The 15,664-nt window shown below is 60.2% G+C and carries 11 protein-coding genes and 2 pseudogenes; 9 read left to right on the top strand and 4 right to left on the bottom strand.

Annotation, left to right across the window (positions count from 1 at the left end; all coding sequences use genetic code 11):
- Nucleotides 1-247 precede the first annotated feature (247 nt).
- The 7 genes from ACNAZA_RS17445 to ACNAZA_RS17475 all read left to right on the top strand — a co-directional run bounded on the left by ACNAZA_RS17445 (nucleotide 248) and on the right by ACNAZA_RS17475 (nucleotide 9,478).
- A complete protein-coding gene (locus tag ACNAZA_RS17445; protein WP_415797801.1) occupies nucleotides 248-2,302 on the top strand; it encodes a TonB-dependent siderophore receptor in 2,055 nt (684 codons plus the stop codon).
- A 13-nt stretch (nucleotides 2,303-2,315) separates the two neighbouring features.
- Entirely contained in the window at nucleotides 2,316-2,606 is a 291-nt protein-coding gene (locus tag ACNAZA_RS17450) for a hypothetical protein (RefSeq protein WP_415797802.1), read from the top strand.
- 3 nt (nucleotides 2,607-2,609) lie between these two features.
- Nucleotides 2,610-4,352: a PepSY-associated TM helix domain-containing protein gene (locus ACNAZA_RS17455; protein WP_415797803.1), complete on the top strand. Its 1,743-nt coding sequence runs from the start codon at nucleotides 2,610-2,612 to the stop codon at nucleotides 4,350-4,352.
- On the top strand, nucleotides 4,349-4,702 hold the full coding sequence (locus ACNAZA_RS17460; RefSeq protein ID WP_415797804.1) for a DUF3325 domain-containing protein: 354 nt from the start codon (nucleotides 4,349-4,351) through the stop codon (nucleotides 4,700-4,702). Before ACNAZA_RS17455 ends, ACNAZA_RS17460 begins: the two co-directional genes overlap by 4 nt.
- Before the next feature lie 137 nt (nucleotides 4,703-4,839).
- The gene (locus tag ACNAZA_RS17465) at nucleotides 4,840-6,021 is read left to right on the top strand and encodes an efflux RND transporter periplasmic adaptor subunit (RefSeq protein ID WP_415797805.1); all 1,182 of its coding nucleotides are present in this window, start codon (nucleotides 4,840-4,842) and stop codon (nucleotides 6,019-6,021) included.
- The gene (locus tag ACNAZA_RS17470) at nucleotides 6,015-8,087 is read left to right on the top strand and encodes a MacB family efflux pump subunit (protein WP_415797806.1); all 2,073 of its coding nucleotides are present in this window, start codon (nucleotides 6,015-6,017) and stop codon (nucleotides 8,085-8,087) included. The genes ACNAZA_RS17465 and ACNAZA_RS17470 overlap by 7 nt, the downstream gene beginning before the upstream one ends.
- A gap of 44 nt (nucleotides 8,088-8,131) precedes the next feature.
- Nucleotides 8,132-9,478: an efflux transporter outer membrane subunit gene (locus tag ACNAZA_RS17475; protein WP_415797807.1), complete on the top strand. Its 1,347-nt coding sequence runs from the start codon at nucleotides 8,132-8,134 to the stop codon at nucleotides 9,476-9,478.
- A 111-nt stretch (nucleotides 9,479-9,589) separates the two neighbouring features.
- On the opposite strand, the gene ACNAZA_RS17480 is transcribed toward ACNAZA_RS17475, so the two are convergent.
- Nucleotides 9,590-10,501: a LysR family transcriptional regulator gene (locus tag ACNAZA_RS17480; protein ID WP_415797808.1), complete on the bottom strand. Its 912-nt coding sequence runs from the start codon at nucleotides 10,499-10,501 to the stop codon at nucleotides 9,590-9,592.
- A 156-nt stretch (nucleotides 10,502-10,657) separates the two neighbouring features.
- Between ACNAZA_RS17480 and ACNAZA_RS17485 the strand changes: the two genes are divergently transcribed.
- Complete coding sequence (locus tag ACNAZA_RS17485; RefSeq protein ID WP_415797809.1) at nucleotides 10,658-12,166, top strand: M81 family metallopeptidase; 1,509 nt, start codon at nucleotides 10,658-10,660, stop codon at nucleotides 12,164-12,166.
- A gap of 34 nt (nucleotides 12,167-12,200) precedes the next feature.
- Nucleotides 12,201-13,193: a tripartite tricarboxylate transporter substrate-binding protein gene (locus tag ACNAZA_RS17490; protein ID WP_415797810.1), complete on the top strand. Its 993-nt coding sequence runs from the start codon at nucleotides 12,201-12,203 to the stop codon at nucleotides 13,191-13,193.
- A gap of 146 nt (nucleotides 13,194-13,339) precedes the next feature.
- Here the strand turns inward: ACNAZA_RS17490 and ACNAZA_RS17495 are convergent.
- From ACNAZA_RS17495 to ACNAZA_RS17505, 3 genes and pseudogenes are all read right to left on the bottom strand, one after another.
- A pseudogene (locus tag ACNAZA_RS17495) lies at nucleotides 13,340-13,786 on the bottom strand (aminotransferase class I/II-fold pyridoxal phosphate-dependent enzyme); the annotation flags it as partial.
- Between the two features lie 828 nt (nucleotides 13,787-14,614).
- Nucleotides 14,615-15,160 (bottom strand): annotated as a pseudogene (locus ACNAZA_RS17500) (transposase); the annotation flags it as partial.
- Nucleotides 15,157-15,579: a transposase gene (locus ACNAZA_RS17505; RefSeq protein ID WP_415797811.1), complete on the bottom strand. Its 423-nt coding sequence runs from the start codon at nucleotides 15,577-15,579 to the stop codon at nucleotides 15,157-15,159. The gene ACNAZA_RS17505 and the pseudogene ACNAZA_RS17500, both read right to left, overlap by 4 nt.
- Nucleotides 15,580-15,664: the final 85 nt, after the last annotated feature.

The following is a 15,664-nucleotide window of genomic DNA, read 5'->3' on the forward strand; positions in this document are numbered from 1 at the left end:
TGCCTCTTGAAGTGATCGAAAAGCGATCTCTGTCGAGGGCCTCCCATGGTTTGCACCTGAATTGCTCATGCTAGATCGTTCGTACCGTCCCGCCAGCGGGGCTTTGCCATTTTCGTTTCGCAGCACTGCTGTTGCAGCAGGTTTGGTTTGCCTTCTTCCCCACGTCAGCTTCGCGCAAAGCGGCTCTTCAGCTGAAACTGCCTCCACTTTGGCGGAGGTCACGGTTACCGAGAAGGCCGCCCCAAGCGTGTATGGGGAAGCTGTCGATTCCTATATTCCCCAGGGCGTCGAGGTCGGCAAGACGACTCAGTCTTTGCGCGAAATTCCACAGTCGGTGACCGTTGTCACGCGCCAACGCATGGATGACCAGGCCATGCGAACCCTGGATGACGTGATGAACTACACGACTGGGGTGACGCGTGAGGAGACGTGGCTCGATACCACCTACCTGTCGCGCGGTATGTCGATCTCGAATGTGCGCTTTGATGGCGGCGCTGCCGGCTCTACACGCTCTGGCAACCGCAACCTGGACATGGCGCAATTCGATAGCGTGAGTCTGCTTCGCGGGGCCGACGGTATGTTCGGCGCCGGAGAAGCCGGCGGTGTTCTCAATTTCACTTACAAGAGGCCGCTTGCCAAGCGCCAGACGCAGGTGCTGCTTTCCGGCGGGACTTTGAACAACTATCGTGCAGAGATCGATACCACGGGGGCGTTGAACCAGTCCGGCAGCGTGAGAGGGCGCTTTGTTGCGGTCAACCATGATCGCCGCGAAATGGCGGAACCCTCCAAGCTCAAGCGACAGATGCTGTATGGCGCGTTGGAGTTCGATTTGACCTCCAGCACGATTGCAACGCTGGGCGCCAGCTACCAAAAAGATCGCAACACCGGTTTTAATGCCAGCCTGCCGCGTTATGCGGACGGCACCGATATCGGTTTTCCGCGCAACACCAACTTTGGCGCACCCTGGAATTGGATCAACCGAGAAAACACGACGGTGTTTGCCAAGCTTGAGCACCAGCTCAATGCCGATTGGTTGCTCAAGACGCAGCTGAGGCATACGCGCTTCAATGAAGGCATCAATGCGGCCGAAATCGAAAGTGCTCCGGAACCCGGCACCTTGCTGGGTACGGACTGGTGGATACATCAGGCCAAGTCGCGCGAGCGCGAGACTAGCTTCGACATCAATCTTCAAGGCGGCTTTGACGCATTTGGCCAGCGCCACGATGTGATACTGGGCTTCGATCAACACCGCTCCAGCAACTTCTATCGCAGCCTGTGGCCCAGAATCGGGCCAGCCGATGTGTTCAACCGGATTCCTCCGGCAGATCCGGGCTATCCGCTGGGCGAGTGGGCCAATGGTTCCCAGACTCAGGCGCAGAAATCCGGCTTCTATGGTTCGGTACGACTCAGGCCCATAGACCGCTGGGCCGTGATTCTGGGCGGGCGCTATGTGCTGCAGGACAGGAATACGCAGCACGACATGGACGGTGCTCTGACCTCGAAGAGTCGTGAATCCAATGTGTTCGTTCCCTATGCCGGACTGGTCTATGAGCTTTCCAAGTCGGCCAGCCTGTATGCCAGCACGGCAGAGATCTATCAATCACAGGCTGGAAAATTCTCGGCACCTTTGCCTGGCTCGCCCCTGGATCCGGTCCGTGGGCGTACCTATGAGTTGGGCATCAAGGGAGAGCTGAACAAGGATCTGATGGCCAGTGCCGCCCTGTTTCGTACCGAGAAGAGGGGCCAGGCGGTCTATGACCCAGCCTATCCACAAACAGACTGGCGCGGCGGCTGCTGCTATTTTCGTGATGGCTACCAGCTGAGTCAGGGTCTTGATCTGGAGATGACGGGGCGCATTACTCCCAACTTCCAGGTGGCCGTGGGCTATACCTACAACAGCAATCAAGACAGGCGCAAGGACAACGCCCAGTTCAGCACCGTGACTCCACGGCATCTGTTCAAGGCCTGGGCGGACTACCGCATGAGCGGCGCACTGCGCGGCTGGAGCCTGGGCGCTGGCGTGGTGGCGCAAGGCTCCAACTTCCGGGCTTCGGGCATCAGTGCCTACAACCCGAGCACCGGTCGCTATGACGGCGCCTGGACGCCTTACAACTTCACTTCGCCTGGCTATGCCGTTTGGTCGGCGCGGGTGGGCTACGCCATCAACAAGGACTGGAGCGTGGCTATGAATGTGGGCAATCTGTTCGACAAGACTTACTACAGCACCGTGGGTTATGCGGGTTACGGAAACTTCTATGGCGAAAAGCGCACGGTGACCGTATCCCTCAAGGGTCGCTTCTGATTAGGTGTGCGAGATGGATCAATCTGCTGAAAAGCATTCGGGCTTGGCTCTGATCTCGCGCCTCGCTGCCGCGGTGTTGGGGGGCTATGCGCTCGCCAGCGCCTGGGTGGTGATGTGCGGGGCTCTAGGCACTGCTCGCGTGGAGACCGTTCTTGGTGGCGTGCAAACGAGTTGGCTGTGGTATGTGGCCGCTGTGATCTGGGCTTTCTCGCCGGTGGCGCCCCGCCGGGTATGGGCTGTGCTGAGCGGGGTGACGGTGCTGCTACTGGGTGTTGCTGCGTTGCTGACCTCCTTGAGAGGCTGACCCGTGACGCAGAAAAAAAACGCTTTTGGTGCTGGGCAGGGCGGCTTTCGTCAGGCCCAAGCCTGGCTGCACACCTGGTGCGGCCTGTGGTTTTCCTGGCTGTTGTATGCCGTGTTTCTGACCGGTACTCTGGCGGTCTTTGAAGAGCCGATTACCCATTGGATGACCCCCGAGCACCATGCCGAGGAGGCTGCTGCGGCGTTGAGCCATGAGGCCGCCGAGCCCGGTGCATCTCTGGGCCAGCGCTTGGGCTGGGCGACGGCCTATATGGAGCGGCAGCACCCGGGCGCTGGCATGTGGGAGCTGTGGCCCGCCGACGCTAAAGGGGGCGGGGAGCTGCGCGTGTACTGGTTTGATGCCAAAGGCCAGTACGCGGCGGTGCAACTGGACCCGCTGACCGGCGAGTCGTTGGAAGGGGCTGCCCAGGCGCCGCTGCGCCAGACCCAGGGCGGGCATCACTTTGTGGATTTCCACTATGAACTCCATGCCGGTCAGATCGGCTTGTGGATCGTGGGAATTGCAGCCCTGGCCATGCTGGTAGCCCTGGTCAGCGGGGTGATCACTCACAGGCGGATTTTCAAGGACTTCTTCACTTTCCGTTCGCACAAGGGCCAGCGCAGCTGGCTTGATGCCCACAATGCCGTGGCCGTGTTGACGCTGCCGTTCCAGCTCATGATTGCCTACACGGGAATTGCGATCTCCGGCCCGACCTTTATGCCGGCCGGCATTGCCACCTATTTTGGCGCGAGCAGCGAAGGTACGAAGGCCTTTCAGACGGCGCTCAACGAGCCCGGCAAACCGCAGCGCTCAGGGCAGGCCATGGCTGTGCCTGATTTGGAACCCTTTGTTTTGCGTGGCCAGACATTGATGGGCCAGCCTGTTCGAGCGGTGGTGATCGATTACCCGGGAGATGCGTCGGCCCGCATCGGCGTGTATGGATGGAACGATGCTGACGAGCTGCGCCAGCGCCTGAGTCCTACCAGCGGCTTGGCCATGTTTTCCGCCGCCACCGGTGAGCTGCTGCAGCTGCGCCAACCGGGCAGGGTGGATGGTGGAGCCGCTTCACTGACGCAATCGGTGATGGGCAGCTTGCACATGGCAAGCTTCGGAGGTCTGGCCCTCAAGTGGGTGTACTTCATCTGCGGTCTGGCGGGCAGCGCCATGATGGCTACGGGGGCCATCTTGTTCGTGGTCAAGCGCCGTGCCAAGCATCTGGGCGAGTTTGGCAATGCAACAGCCGGGGTCTACCGCTTGGTTGAAGGACTCAATGTGGCAGCCATCGCCGGGCTGGCCATCGCCTGTGTTGGCTATTTATGGGCCAACCGACTGGTGCCGCTGGGCTTGCCGCACCGGGACGATTGGGAACTGGGCGTGTTCTTTGCGCTGTGGCTGCTGGCTTTGGCCCATGCCCTGATGCGCACGCCCGCTGCAGCCTGGAAGGAGCAAATGGTCGTGCTCTCGCTGCTGTGCCTGCTGTTGCCACTGCTGAGTTTCTGGAGCACGGGTGAGCATCTGGGCTCGTATTTCCTGGCTGGCGATTGGGAAAGCGCAGGTTTGGAGTTGTTTGTGTGTGCCGTAGGCCTTGCCGCGACCGGGGTGTTGCGCGGCTTGCTGCGCGCTCCGGTGGTGAAGAGCAGGCGCCAGCAAAAGCCTCAATCCAGTGCGCCGCCGTATGCACCTGCCGACGTTTCCCCATCCCCTGCGCACAGGCCCAGGAATGCCGTGCAAGAAGAGGAGGCTGTATGAGCATGTTGTCTGCATCTCTGCAAGCCTGGGCGCTGTCGTTTGCCGGCATGACGGCGCTGGCTTTTGCCATGGATCGCCATTACGCGCAGTGGACGGCGGTGGATGAGGTTCCTGCCCTACAGCGTCGGCTGTGGCGCTGTGCAGGTGTGCTGCTTTTGGTGGGAGCCTGGGTGCCAGCCGTGTCGGGTTGGAGTGCGTCCGTCAGTACGGTGGTGGTTCTGGGCTTCTGGAGCCTGGGCGCCTTGCTGACGGCCGGGTGGCTGGCAGTGTCTGCCCGCTGGTTGGCTCGTGCCGCCATGGCGGCTGCTGTGTTGGGCATAGGTAGCTGTCTCTGGTCCTTGATGTTTTGAATGTCAAACAGCCGCTCCGAGGTCTTCAGCGGTGAACAGATTCGTCTGTATACGCCGAGGGCACTCCGTGTGCAGCTTGGGCCGCAGCGCGCGTTGCCAAGCTGCGGTTTTGTTATTTTCTGGAAAGCGCTACGTTGATGCAGCTTGGTGGAGTTAAACGCTGGGGCGTGCTTGCCCTGATGGTGGTTGGTGGGCTTGGCAGTGCTTTGTGGTGGGCCAGTCGTCCCCGCACCGAGTACCAGAGCGCCGTGGTGACACGCGCCGATGTAGAGGCCACGGTCACGGCCATAGGTATATTGCAACCCCGGCGCTATGTGGATGTGGGGGCGCAGGTTTCGGGGCAGATCACGCGGCTGCTGGTGGCGCCGGGTGCCCAGGTGGAAAAAGGTGCTTTGCTGGTGGAGATCGATCCCAGCGTGCAGCGCGCCACGGTGGATGCAGGCCGCGCTTCGCTTGCTGGGCTGCGTGCCCAGTTGGCCGAGCAGCAGGCCCAGCATCGCCTGGCGCGGCAGCAATGGAATCGCCAGCAGCAGATGGCCCGCGAGGCAGCTACACGGGAAGAAGATGTGCAGTCCGCAGAAGCTCAACTGGCAGGTGCTGCCGCACGAATCGACCATCTCAAGGCGCAAATAGACCAGACCCAGGCGAGCTTGAAGGCCGATGAGGCTAGGCTGGGCTACACCCGCATTTATGCGCCTATGGCGGGGACGGTGGTGTCACTGGATGCGCGCGAAGGTCAGACCTTGAATGCCACCTATCAGACGCCCAACATCTTGAGAATTGCCGACCTGAGCGCGATGACGGTATGGACCGATGTCTCCGAGGCCGATGTGCGCCGCGTCAAGGATGGCATGGCGGTCTACTTCACCACGCTGGGAAGTGCGGGCCAGGACAAGCCACGCCGCTGGAACAGTCAGGTGCGTCAGGTCTTGCCCGCACCTTCGGCCAACGCAGCGGCCGCAGGTGGATCGGCTACCGTACCTGCGCCCGTCACCAAGGCAGTGGCGTATACGGTGCTGTTTGATGTGGACAATCTCGATGCCGAGTTGATGCCGCAGATGACGGCCCAAGTCGTTTTCGTCACTGCACATGCCAAGCAGGCATTGACGATACCGCTGATGGCATTGCAAGCGACGGCGCAACAAGATGGCCATGCCGTGCGCGTGCTGGGTGCCGACGGCAAACCGCAGTTGAAAAACGTGCGCACCGGCGTGCGAAGCCGCCATCAGGTGCAGGTGCTTGAAGGTCTGCTTGAAGGTGACAAGGTGGTGACGGCTGAAGCCACCAGCGAAGGCGGACTGCGGTGGCTGCAATGGTGAGTGTTCTTGCAGAGCCGGTAGCCGATGAGCCCAAAGTCGCACAAGTGGTAAGTACAGAGTCTGAGAGCGGCCCACCCCTGATTGGCTTGCGCGGCATTTGCAAGCACTATGGCGGCGCCGAGAGCGGTCAGCCCGAAGTCACGGTCTTGCGTGGAGTGAACCTTGAGATTCGGGCTGGAGAGTTTGTGGCCGTGGTGGGTAGCTCGGGCTCGGGCAAGTCCACGCTGATGAATATTCTGGGCTGTCTGGATAGACCCAGCAGCGGAACCTATTGTTTTCAAGGCCAGGATGTGGCTGGGCTTGATGCCGATGCGCTGGCCTGGTTGCGCCGTGAGGCTTTTGGCTTTGTGTTCCAGGGCTATCACCTGATCGCCAGTGAGACGGCGCGCGAGAACGTGGAAATGCCGGCCATCTATGCAGGCCTATCCCAGGTCGAGCGTGCACAGCGCGCACAGAAATTGCTGGAGCGGCTGGGTCTTGGCGAGCGCATGGACAACCGGCCCCATCAGCTCTCGGGTGGGCAGCAGCAGCGTGTCTCCATCGCCCGCGCGTTGATGAACGGCGGCCGCATCATCCTGGCCGATGAGCCCACAGGTGCGCTGGATTCGCATAGCGGAGCACAAGTCATGGCTTTGCTCAGCGAACTGGCTGATGCCGGGCACACCATCATCCTGATTACCCACGACAGGGCGGTGGCCGCACAGGCGCGGCGGGTGATTGAAATCCGTGACGGCAGCATTGTGAGCGATAGTGCAGCCCAGCCTCAAGGCGCAGAGCGGCAGCCAGCCGCGCAAGCCGAACTCCAGCCGGTCTTGCCTTTGCCTGTTGCCGGTTCTACTCCGCCTCTGGCTTCGATTGCGAACGCCCGGAGTTGGTGGGCCGATATGCAGGAAGCCTGCCGCAGTGCCTGGCGCGGAATGCGCAGCAACCGTGCGCGCACCAGCCTGACCTTGCTGGGCATTGTGATTGGCGTGGCCTCGGTGATCGTGATGCTGGCCATTGGCGAAGGTGCTCGCCGCCAGGTCTTGGAGCGCATGGGCACCATGGGAACGTCGATTCTCTACATAGGAAGCAAGCCCCCAGCTACTGGTGGCCCAGCGGGAGAGTTGAGCGCAGAGGATTTGCAAGCGGTGCGCGAGTTGCCGGAAATCCGCCGGGTTCTGCCGGTGATAGGGGACCCCGTGACGGTGCGCTATGGTAGTGCCGACAAGCAGATTTATGTGTTTGCGGCCAGCCATGAGATGCCGGCCGTGCACCACTGGAGTGTGGCCCAGGGTCGTTTTTACACAGATGCTGAAGATCATGACCTGGCGCCCCTGGTGGTACTAGGGCACAAAGCCTGGCGGCATTTTTTCCCCGATACGCCCAAGCCCTTGGGCCTGCAGCTCATCATCGGTAATTCTGCCTTTGAAGTGATTGGCGTCATGAGCGAGCGCGGTGCAGAGTCCGGGGCGCAGGATTACGACGATATGGTGTTCATCCCCTACCGAGCGGGGAGGGCGCGTGTTTACCAAAGCCAGACCCAGCCCGACTATGTGGTGGTGGAAGCCATGTCTTCGGCCCAGGTGAATGAGGCCGAGACGGCGATGCACCAGCTGCTGCTGGCCCGGCATGGAGGCCGGGAAGATTTCGGTATCGGCAATGCTGCAGCGCGCATTCAGGCGGAAGTCGCCACTCGCAAGAGCATGACCATAATGCTGGGCCTGATCGCCGCCGTTTCTCTGGTGGTGGGCGGTATAGGCGTGATGAATGTGATGCTGATGACCGTCAAGGAGCGCACGCGCGAGATAGGAATTCGCATGGCTGTGGGCGCACGCCAGCGCGATATCCTGCGCCAGTTTCTGACGGAGGCCAGTTTGGTGACTCTGGTGGGGGGAACCGCAGGGCTGCTTGCCGGTCTGGTGATTGGTGTGGTGCTGATCCTGGCCGACGTGCCCATGGTCTTTTCCGTGAAAGCCATGCTGGGCGCGTTTGCCTGCGCCGTGATCACGGGGCTGGTGTTTGGTTACATGCCTGCCAAGACGGCAGCGCGCCTGGACCCCGTGCGGGCACTGGCAGGAGAATGAGGATGGCGATGATCAAGACAGCTGCAGCAGCAGCAGGGGTTCTTATGCTGGCTGCATGTAGCGCGCCAGCGGTGCGGCAGGAAATTCCACAGGAAGTCGCAGCGGTGAAGTTGCCTGCCCGGTGGCAGCTGGAATCAGATGTCAGCGCCAACAAGGTAAGCGAGCATTGGTGGCAAAGTTTTGGCAGTCCAGAGCTGTCGGGCCTGATTGACATGGCCAGGCAGCAAAGCTGGGATGTGGCGGCTGCCGTCGCCAGAGTGAACCAGGCCGCAGCCGGCGCACGCCAGGCAAGGGCCGGCTTGTTCCCCGAACTTACAGGCAGCCTCAATGCTGCAGGCTACAGGCGCCTGGACGGTGCCCAGCATACGACGTCTGATCGCATGGGCGCTTTGCTGTCTGCCAGTTATGAGGTGGACTTCTGGGGGCGTAACCGTGCCTTTCGCGACGCAGCCCAGTCCGGCTTTCATGCCAGTGTGTTTGACCGGGATACGGTGCAACTGACCGTCACCGCCGGGGTGGCCGATGCCTGGCTGCAGGTGGTTGCCTTGCGCGAGCGCATTGGCATTGCGCAAGCGAACCTCGCAACCGCACAGCGCCTGCTGCAACTGGTGGAGTCCCGGGCCCGCTGGGGTGCGGCCACTCCCCTGGAGCTGGCCCAGCAGCGCGGTCTGGTGGCGGTGCAGCAACGGGCTCTGGCATCGATGCAGCAGCAAGAGGCCGATGCACAAACAACGCTGGCCTTGTGGCTGGGCCAGGCGGAGAACCTGCCGCTAGCTCAGACCAGCCTGACGGCGGTGCAGGTGCCCGCGATTGATCAGGGCCAGCCGCTGGAGATGGTGACCCGCAGACCTGACATCGCCAGAGCGGAAGCTCGGCTGGCGGCTGCCGATGCCAATCTGCAGGTGGCCAGGGCAGCGATGTTGCCGCGCCTGACCCTGCAGCTGGATCTGGGTTCGGAGAGCGACAGGCTGCGCAAAGTGTTTGACAACCCTTTGTATTCTCTGAGCGCGGGCCTGGTCGCCCCCATCTTTGACGCAGGCCGTCTGGCAGCAGGTCGAGATCTGACTGCTGCCAGACGCGAAGAATTGCTGATTGCCTATAGGCAGAGCATTGTTCAAGCGTTTGCGGAGGTGCAGACGGCTCTGAACGGCGTGGCCTGGACGCAGACGCGGGTGCGGGCGCAGGTCGAAGAGCTGGAGCAAGCCCACAAGGCGCTGACCTTGGCTGAAGCCCGCTACCGTGCGGGAGCCGAGTCGCTGCTGACGCTGCTTGATGTACAACGGTCTTTGTATCAAGCCCAGGACATGGCCGTGCAACTGCATCAGGAACGCTTGCAAAAAAGCGTGGCCCTGTACAAGGCCCTTGGCGGTGGTTGGGGCCGAAGCGTTTGAGCGGAAGTACCTTGATTTGGGGAGGTGCTCTCCAGATTTGTCCGATGAGTAGGTCCAGCTTGTTGCGCAATAACGCTTGCCTGCTTTTTTTCAGGCGGAACTGGACAGAAGCTAGACAGCTGCTTGCCCGTCCAGAATGTAGTTGCGAAAGGCTTTCGCGGCGGAGCGCGACACCAGGGCGCCATTCCATACGGCAACAACCTGCTCGACCTTTCTGTCCAATTTGAAGGGCAGCACGCGCACCAGCCCCTCCTGCTCCAGCTGGGTCGCGATGTGCTGCGGATAGACGGCCAGAAAATCGGCCGTCTGCATCAGTCTGGTTGTCATGGACACATCGCTGACCCGCACGCCTTTTGTCGGCGGAGCCTCTCCCAAGGCTCGGAACGCAGCTTGCAGGTGATAGAGCATGCGCCCTCCCTGAACGGGCAAACACCAGGGGTACTCGGCCAACTCCTTGGCCGTAAGTCGCTTTTTCTCGAGCAGGGGGTGATTCACGCTGGCTACCACGAGCAGCGCTTGCTCGGCAATCATGGGCGCGCGCCGCAATGACTTCTGTTCAAAGCGTGGATCATCATAGGCAAATACCAGATCGAGCACACCTTCATCGAGCTGATCAATCAGCTCGAGGATTCCGCCTTCCACGATGGTGATGTCCACATTCGGATGGCTCTCGCGGAATGCGCAAATAGCTTGCGCAACATGGGCGTGCACCGAGGTTGTGCGAAAAGCCAGGCTGAGCTGGCCTTGCGTACCTTCCTTCATGGCGTGCAGTGACTCCGCCATGCGACCGAGTTGCCTGATGACGATGCTGGCGCCGTCCAGCATTTCCCTGCCTATTTCGGTCGGCCGCATTCCCCGGTGCCCACGTTCGAACAGGGGCATGCCCACAACCTCTTCCACTTCCGCAAGCGTCTTTGACACAGCTGCCGGGCTCACATGGAAATGTTCTGCCACCCTGGCTGCGGTGCGCAGTTCTCCCAGTGCCTGAATAACGTGCAAATGACGCAGCTTCAGGCGTGCCAAAAGCGATTGGACGGGGTGGACGGCAGATTGCATGAAATTCCCAGATAGTTAACCAAATGCTCAATACATATCAATATTAATTCGCTTTTGGCTAATGAGTGCCTGGACTATATTTTCCTGAACGCGAGCGAAATCATGCGAGCCAAGGAAATAAACATGCGCTTTGTCATTGCCCTGATGCGGCATGAAACCAATACTTTCTCCCCCATTGCCACGCCGCTCACGGCCTTCAATCGTGGCTCGGATACGAATGGACCTGCGGTTGGTGAAAATGCCATCCGCTCCTGCGAAGGCACCAACAATGCTGCTGCCGCCTTTATCGACATAGTGCGCAGGCAGGGTGACGAGTTCGTCATGCCGCTGTTGGGCAATGCCGTGCCCAGCGGAATCGTGACGGCCGAGGCCTTTGAATTCATGAGCGAGCGCATCGTGTCTGCTGTGCGCGAGGGATGCGATGCCGTCATGCTCGATCTGCATGGCGCAATGGTGGCCGAGGGCTTTCCGGACGCCGAAGGCGAGCTGCTCAGACGCATACGGGCTGTGGCGCCCGAGATGCCGATTGCAGTGGCGCTGGATTTTCATGCCAATTTCAGCGATGCCCTGGTGAGCAACGCAACGGCTATTGCCGGCTATTGCACCTATCCGCACGTAGATGTCTACGAAACCGGCGTGCGTGCCGCACGCACACTGATGGCCAAGCTGCGAGGCGAGGTGCAACCGGTCATCCTCAGCCGCACGCTGCCCATGCTCACCCACATGCTGCGCCAGTCGCCCAGGGAGCAGCCCATGAAGGACATCATGGATCGTGTCCTGGCCGCAGAGCGTGATGGCGAGGTGCTCAATGCTTCCGTGTTTGGCGGTTTTCCACTTTCGGACATTCCCCATGTCGGTCTGACCGTGCTGCTGGTAGCCGATGCCGGACGGCAGCAAGCTGCACAGCAGCTGCTGAATGATTTGACGCAGATGGCCTGGGAGCGGCGCGCTGATTTTGTCTATCCCATCGAGCCGATGGCGGAGTCAGTGGCAAGCGCGAAGATGCTTGAGGGTGGGCCGATTGTTCTGGTGGACCATGGCGACAACTGCGGCGCAGGTGGATCCACGGACCAGATGGCCGTGCTGGCGGAAGTGATGCGCCAGGGACTTGATGATGTGGTGGCCGGCCCTTTCTGCGACCCAGGCGCTGTAGCGCAAATGATAGCGGCAGGCGTAGGCCAGACCATCAGCCTGGAGGTGGGCGGCAAGACGGACATGCCTGCCATGAAGCTCAAGGGGCAACCTTTGAAGCTGACAGGGCGCGTGAAATGCATCACCGACGGCAACTACCAGGTTACCGGGCCTATGTTCACCGGCGTGCATCTCAGCCTGGGGCGGACTGCAGTTCTGGATATGGGCGGCATCCTGGTCATGGTCTGTGAGAAGCCACAGGAGCCTTTCGACACGGGGGTGTTCACCCACGCCGGGATCGATCCGGCACGCAAGAAATACATTCTGATCAAGTCACGCCAGCACTTTCGCGCCGGCTTCGGTCCCATTGCCCAACACATCGTGCTGGTGGCAGGCCCGGGCGTGTGCAGCTCTGACTACAAGCTGTTTCCCTTCGAGAACCTGCGCCGACCCATCTACCCGCTGGAGCTGGATACCCAGCTGGAATGCGCAGCGTCCTGACACTCCCTTCATAAAAACCAAACGAGGCAAATCCATGGAACGTTTTTTCTCCTTGCGCAAAGTGACTGCCATGTTGGCCGTCACTTGTGCGGCAGTAGGCCCGGGTGTCGCTGCTGCCAGCGACACCGACAACACCCCCACGCGAATCGTCATCGGTTTTGCGCCGGGCGGCGCGCTTGATGTGCTCGCGCGTTCGATCGCGGACAAGCTGCGCGTCTCGCTGGGTGGCGTCGTTCTGGTGGAGAACAAAACGGGCGCATCCACCCGCCTGGCCGTTGAGGCAGTCAAGCGGGCGCCGCCGGATGGAAAGACAATTCTGATCTCGCCAGCGCCGCCTTTTGTCTTGTTTCCCATGACCTATGCGCGCCCCGGCTACGATCCGGACAAGGACTTCATCCCCGTGGCCCATCTTGCGGACGTACCGTTGGTCGCATCCACCAGCGTCAACCAGCCGTTCAAGACCATGCCCGAATATGTCAGCTGGGTGCGTAAGCATCCGGAAACTGCCGGGTTTGGCATGGCTTCGATGGGCGGCGCCATCCATTTTGGTACTCTTGCGATGAGCAAGTCCTTGAATCTGCCCCTGACGCCGACAGCCTACCGCGGCGCGTCAATGATGGTTACCGATGTGATGGGTGGCTCGTTGCCTATAGGCATTGATGCCATTGCCAGCCAGGTAGGGCTGCAAAAGTCCGGCAAGCTGCGTTTCCTGGGCGTGACCGGCACCAAGCGCTCCACCTTGCTCCCTGACGTTCCCACGCTCAAGGAAGTCGGCATCCCCGGATTCGACATGGCATCGGGCTGGTACTCGGCCTTCGTGCCGGCCGGCACGCCTGCAGCAACCGTCAGCCGTCTGGAGAAAGCCCTTATCGAGGCGGTCAAGGATCCTGCCCTGCGCGCGAAGATGGCCGTGGCCGGCATGGAGATCACCGGCTTGCCTGGCGCCGAGGCAAGCAAGACCATTCAGACGCAGCGCGCGCAGTGGAAACCCATAGTCGAGGCCTCGGGCTTTGTTGCCAACGACTGAAGGCTAGGCCATATGCGCTGGCCTGCCTTGGTCGGGTGCGGTGTGAAATTCACCCGCCCGATTCAGGCAGGCATCAAGGCAAGGTCCTGACTGCGTGACGTTTGCCAGAGCAGAACTGCCCGGGCGTCTTGCCTTTCACTGCCGGTTTACAGCTTGCGTAAGCGTGCTGCCGCTTCGATCAGGGTTTCGTCCTTTTTGGCAAAGCAAAAGCGCACTACACGCTGATCGAAACCATCACCATAAAAGGCCGACAACGGAATGGCGGCGACGCCCACTTCCTTGACCAGCCATTGGCAGAAGTCGGCTTCGTTCAGGTCGGATACCGACGAGATATCGGCGCACAGAAAATACGTGCCCGCCGTGGGCAAAAGCTTCAGGCGCGATCCCTGCAGGCCGCTGGTGAACAGGTCACGCTTTGCTTGGTAGAAGGCCGAGAGATTGAGATAAGGGGCCGTGTCTTGCATATAGCTGGCCAAGCCAGCCTGCATGGGGGTGTTCACGGTGAACACGTTGAACTGGTGCACCTTGCGGAATTCGGCAGTGAGAGCGGCGGGCGCTGCCACGGTACCCACTTTCCAGCCCGTGTTGGAGTACCGGTGAGTTTTAGATCTATTGACATTTTGCATCTTCCTAGGCAATCGGGTTAGATTAACAGTGCTTTCAATGTCCATAGGGTTTGTGGATTTTCCAGGTGCATCTGAAGATTTTGTCCATGGCTGATCTCTCGGTTCGTTTTGAGACTGTCTATTCCGTCGAAGGTTGCTAGTCGGTCTGACATCAAGTCTTTCGCACTGGTGTTCTCGGACTTGATCCGCAGCGATCGGAGCAGGGGCGACCCGCTTGCCAGAAAGAAGCGGCCTTGGTTCGTGATGTCAGAGAACCATCTATCAGCCAGATAGCAGGCTTTTACCTGTTTGCGGTACATTTCCCGAAACTGGAAGCATCGCTGTTCCGCGATACAGTGCTGTACATGGGATCAATGGTTGCGCTCAGCGTCGGCCAGATCAACATTGACTAGGCGCTGTTGCACAAATCGCCGGCTAGGGTCAGGTAGCCTCGTGTGATGAGTCAGCCCCGCAGCCCAAACCTCGTTATCGCACTATCAGCTGGAAGCAATACTGCGCATTCCGATCCACTTGACCGCCGATGTCGGAGGTTGGTGTCCAGAAAAAGGAAAAATACTGGTCATGACCAGCAACACATTAATTTGGCCTTGTTGATTAAATCACTGCCATCTTTGCTGGGTGCGATGTCCTCCCAGATTTGAGTTGCGCTTCAACTGGGAGAGAGGTCTGGGTGACGTCTTCTGGTCGCCTCCAGAGGCAGACCGCGACCCAAAGCAGTCTTGCAGGATAAAGAAGTGATCATCCGAAAGCTGCAATGGGGGTGTCAGAAATTCCGTGTTTAGGGCGGGTTGAGAATTACACGGAAGGTCGGCTGAATCGCTCAGCGTAAAGGATAGCGAATTGATTCCTGGCTTGCTTCCAATCGTGGGCTGAGCGGCTCCATTTAGCTGTGATGTTTCGCAAAGCAAGCCAGATCAATTTTGCAGCGGCTTCTTCGGTGGGGAAATGGCCCCGGGTCTTGATGATCTTGCGCAGTTGCGAGTTGATGTTCTCGATGGAGTTGGTCGTGTAGATCACCTTGCGCACGACGGGCGGGAAGGCGAAGAATGGAATCACGCGATCCCAGGCATTGCGCCATGCCACGCTGACCGTGGGGAATCTTTGGCCCCAGGGGCCGTCGGCAAAGGCATTGAGCTCGACCTGGGCTGCCTCGGCACTGAAAGCTGTATAGATTGGTTTGATGGCGGCGGCCAGTACCGTGCGATCCTTCCAGCCCGCGTAATCGAGGCTGTTGCGGATCAGGTGGATCAGGTGGACGATGCAGGTTTGCAGCGTGGTCGCCGGAAACACCGCCGCCAGCGCCTCGGGCATGCCCTTCAGACCGTCGGTGACGGCGATCAGATCAACTGCACTTGGGCATGGTATGGCGGTTTGCGGCGGTAATACACAGAGCCTCGGCTGATGCGCATCAACTGCGCCTGGCGGGTGAGCGACAGGTCATGGCTGGGGTCAATCATCGACCGCCGCTGAGCAATCCCGCTTTGCTCAGCGCACCGTGCAAAAAAATCCTTCTCCAAAGTCAGTTGTCTAATCTTGGCCTGTAGCTCTTTGAGGTCTATCACAGGTGCTGTAGGTTCCGGCGCTGGGCCAAACACGTCTGCAGCTCGCTCCAACAGCAGCCGTTTCCAGTCCGCTGTCTGGCTAGGATGGACTTCATACTGCTGAGCCAGCTCAGCAACAGTGCGCTCTCCGCGCACCGCCTCTAGGGCAACCTTGGCTTTGAAAACGGCGCCGTGCTTGCGTCTCGATTTGATGCTCATAGATCTCTCCAGCTTCGGCCTGCTGTCAGGCCATTTTTACGGGAAGAGATCTCGCTTAGCTACTTGTTCAAAAAACCGGAGCCAC

Source organism: Comamonas aquatilis, from assembly GCF_965139575.1.
In the GTDB taxonomy this organism is placed as follows: domain Bacteria; phylum Pseudomonadota; class Gammaproteobacteria; order Burkholderiales; family Burkholderiaceae_C; genus Comamonas; species Comamonas aquatilis.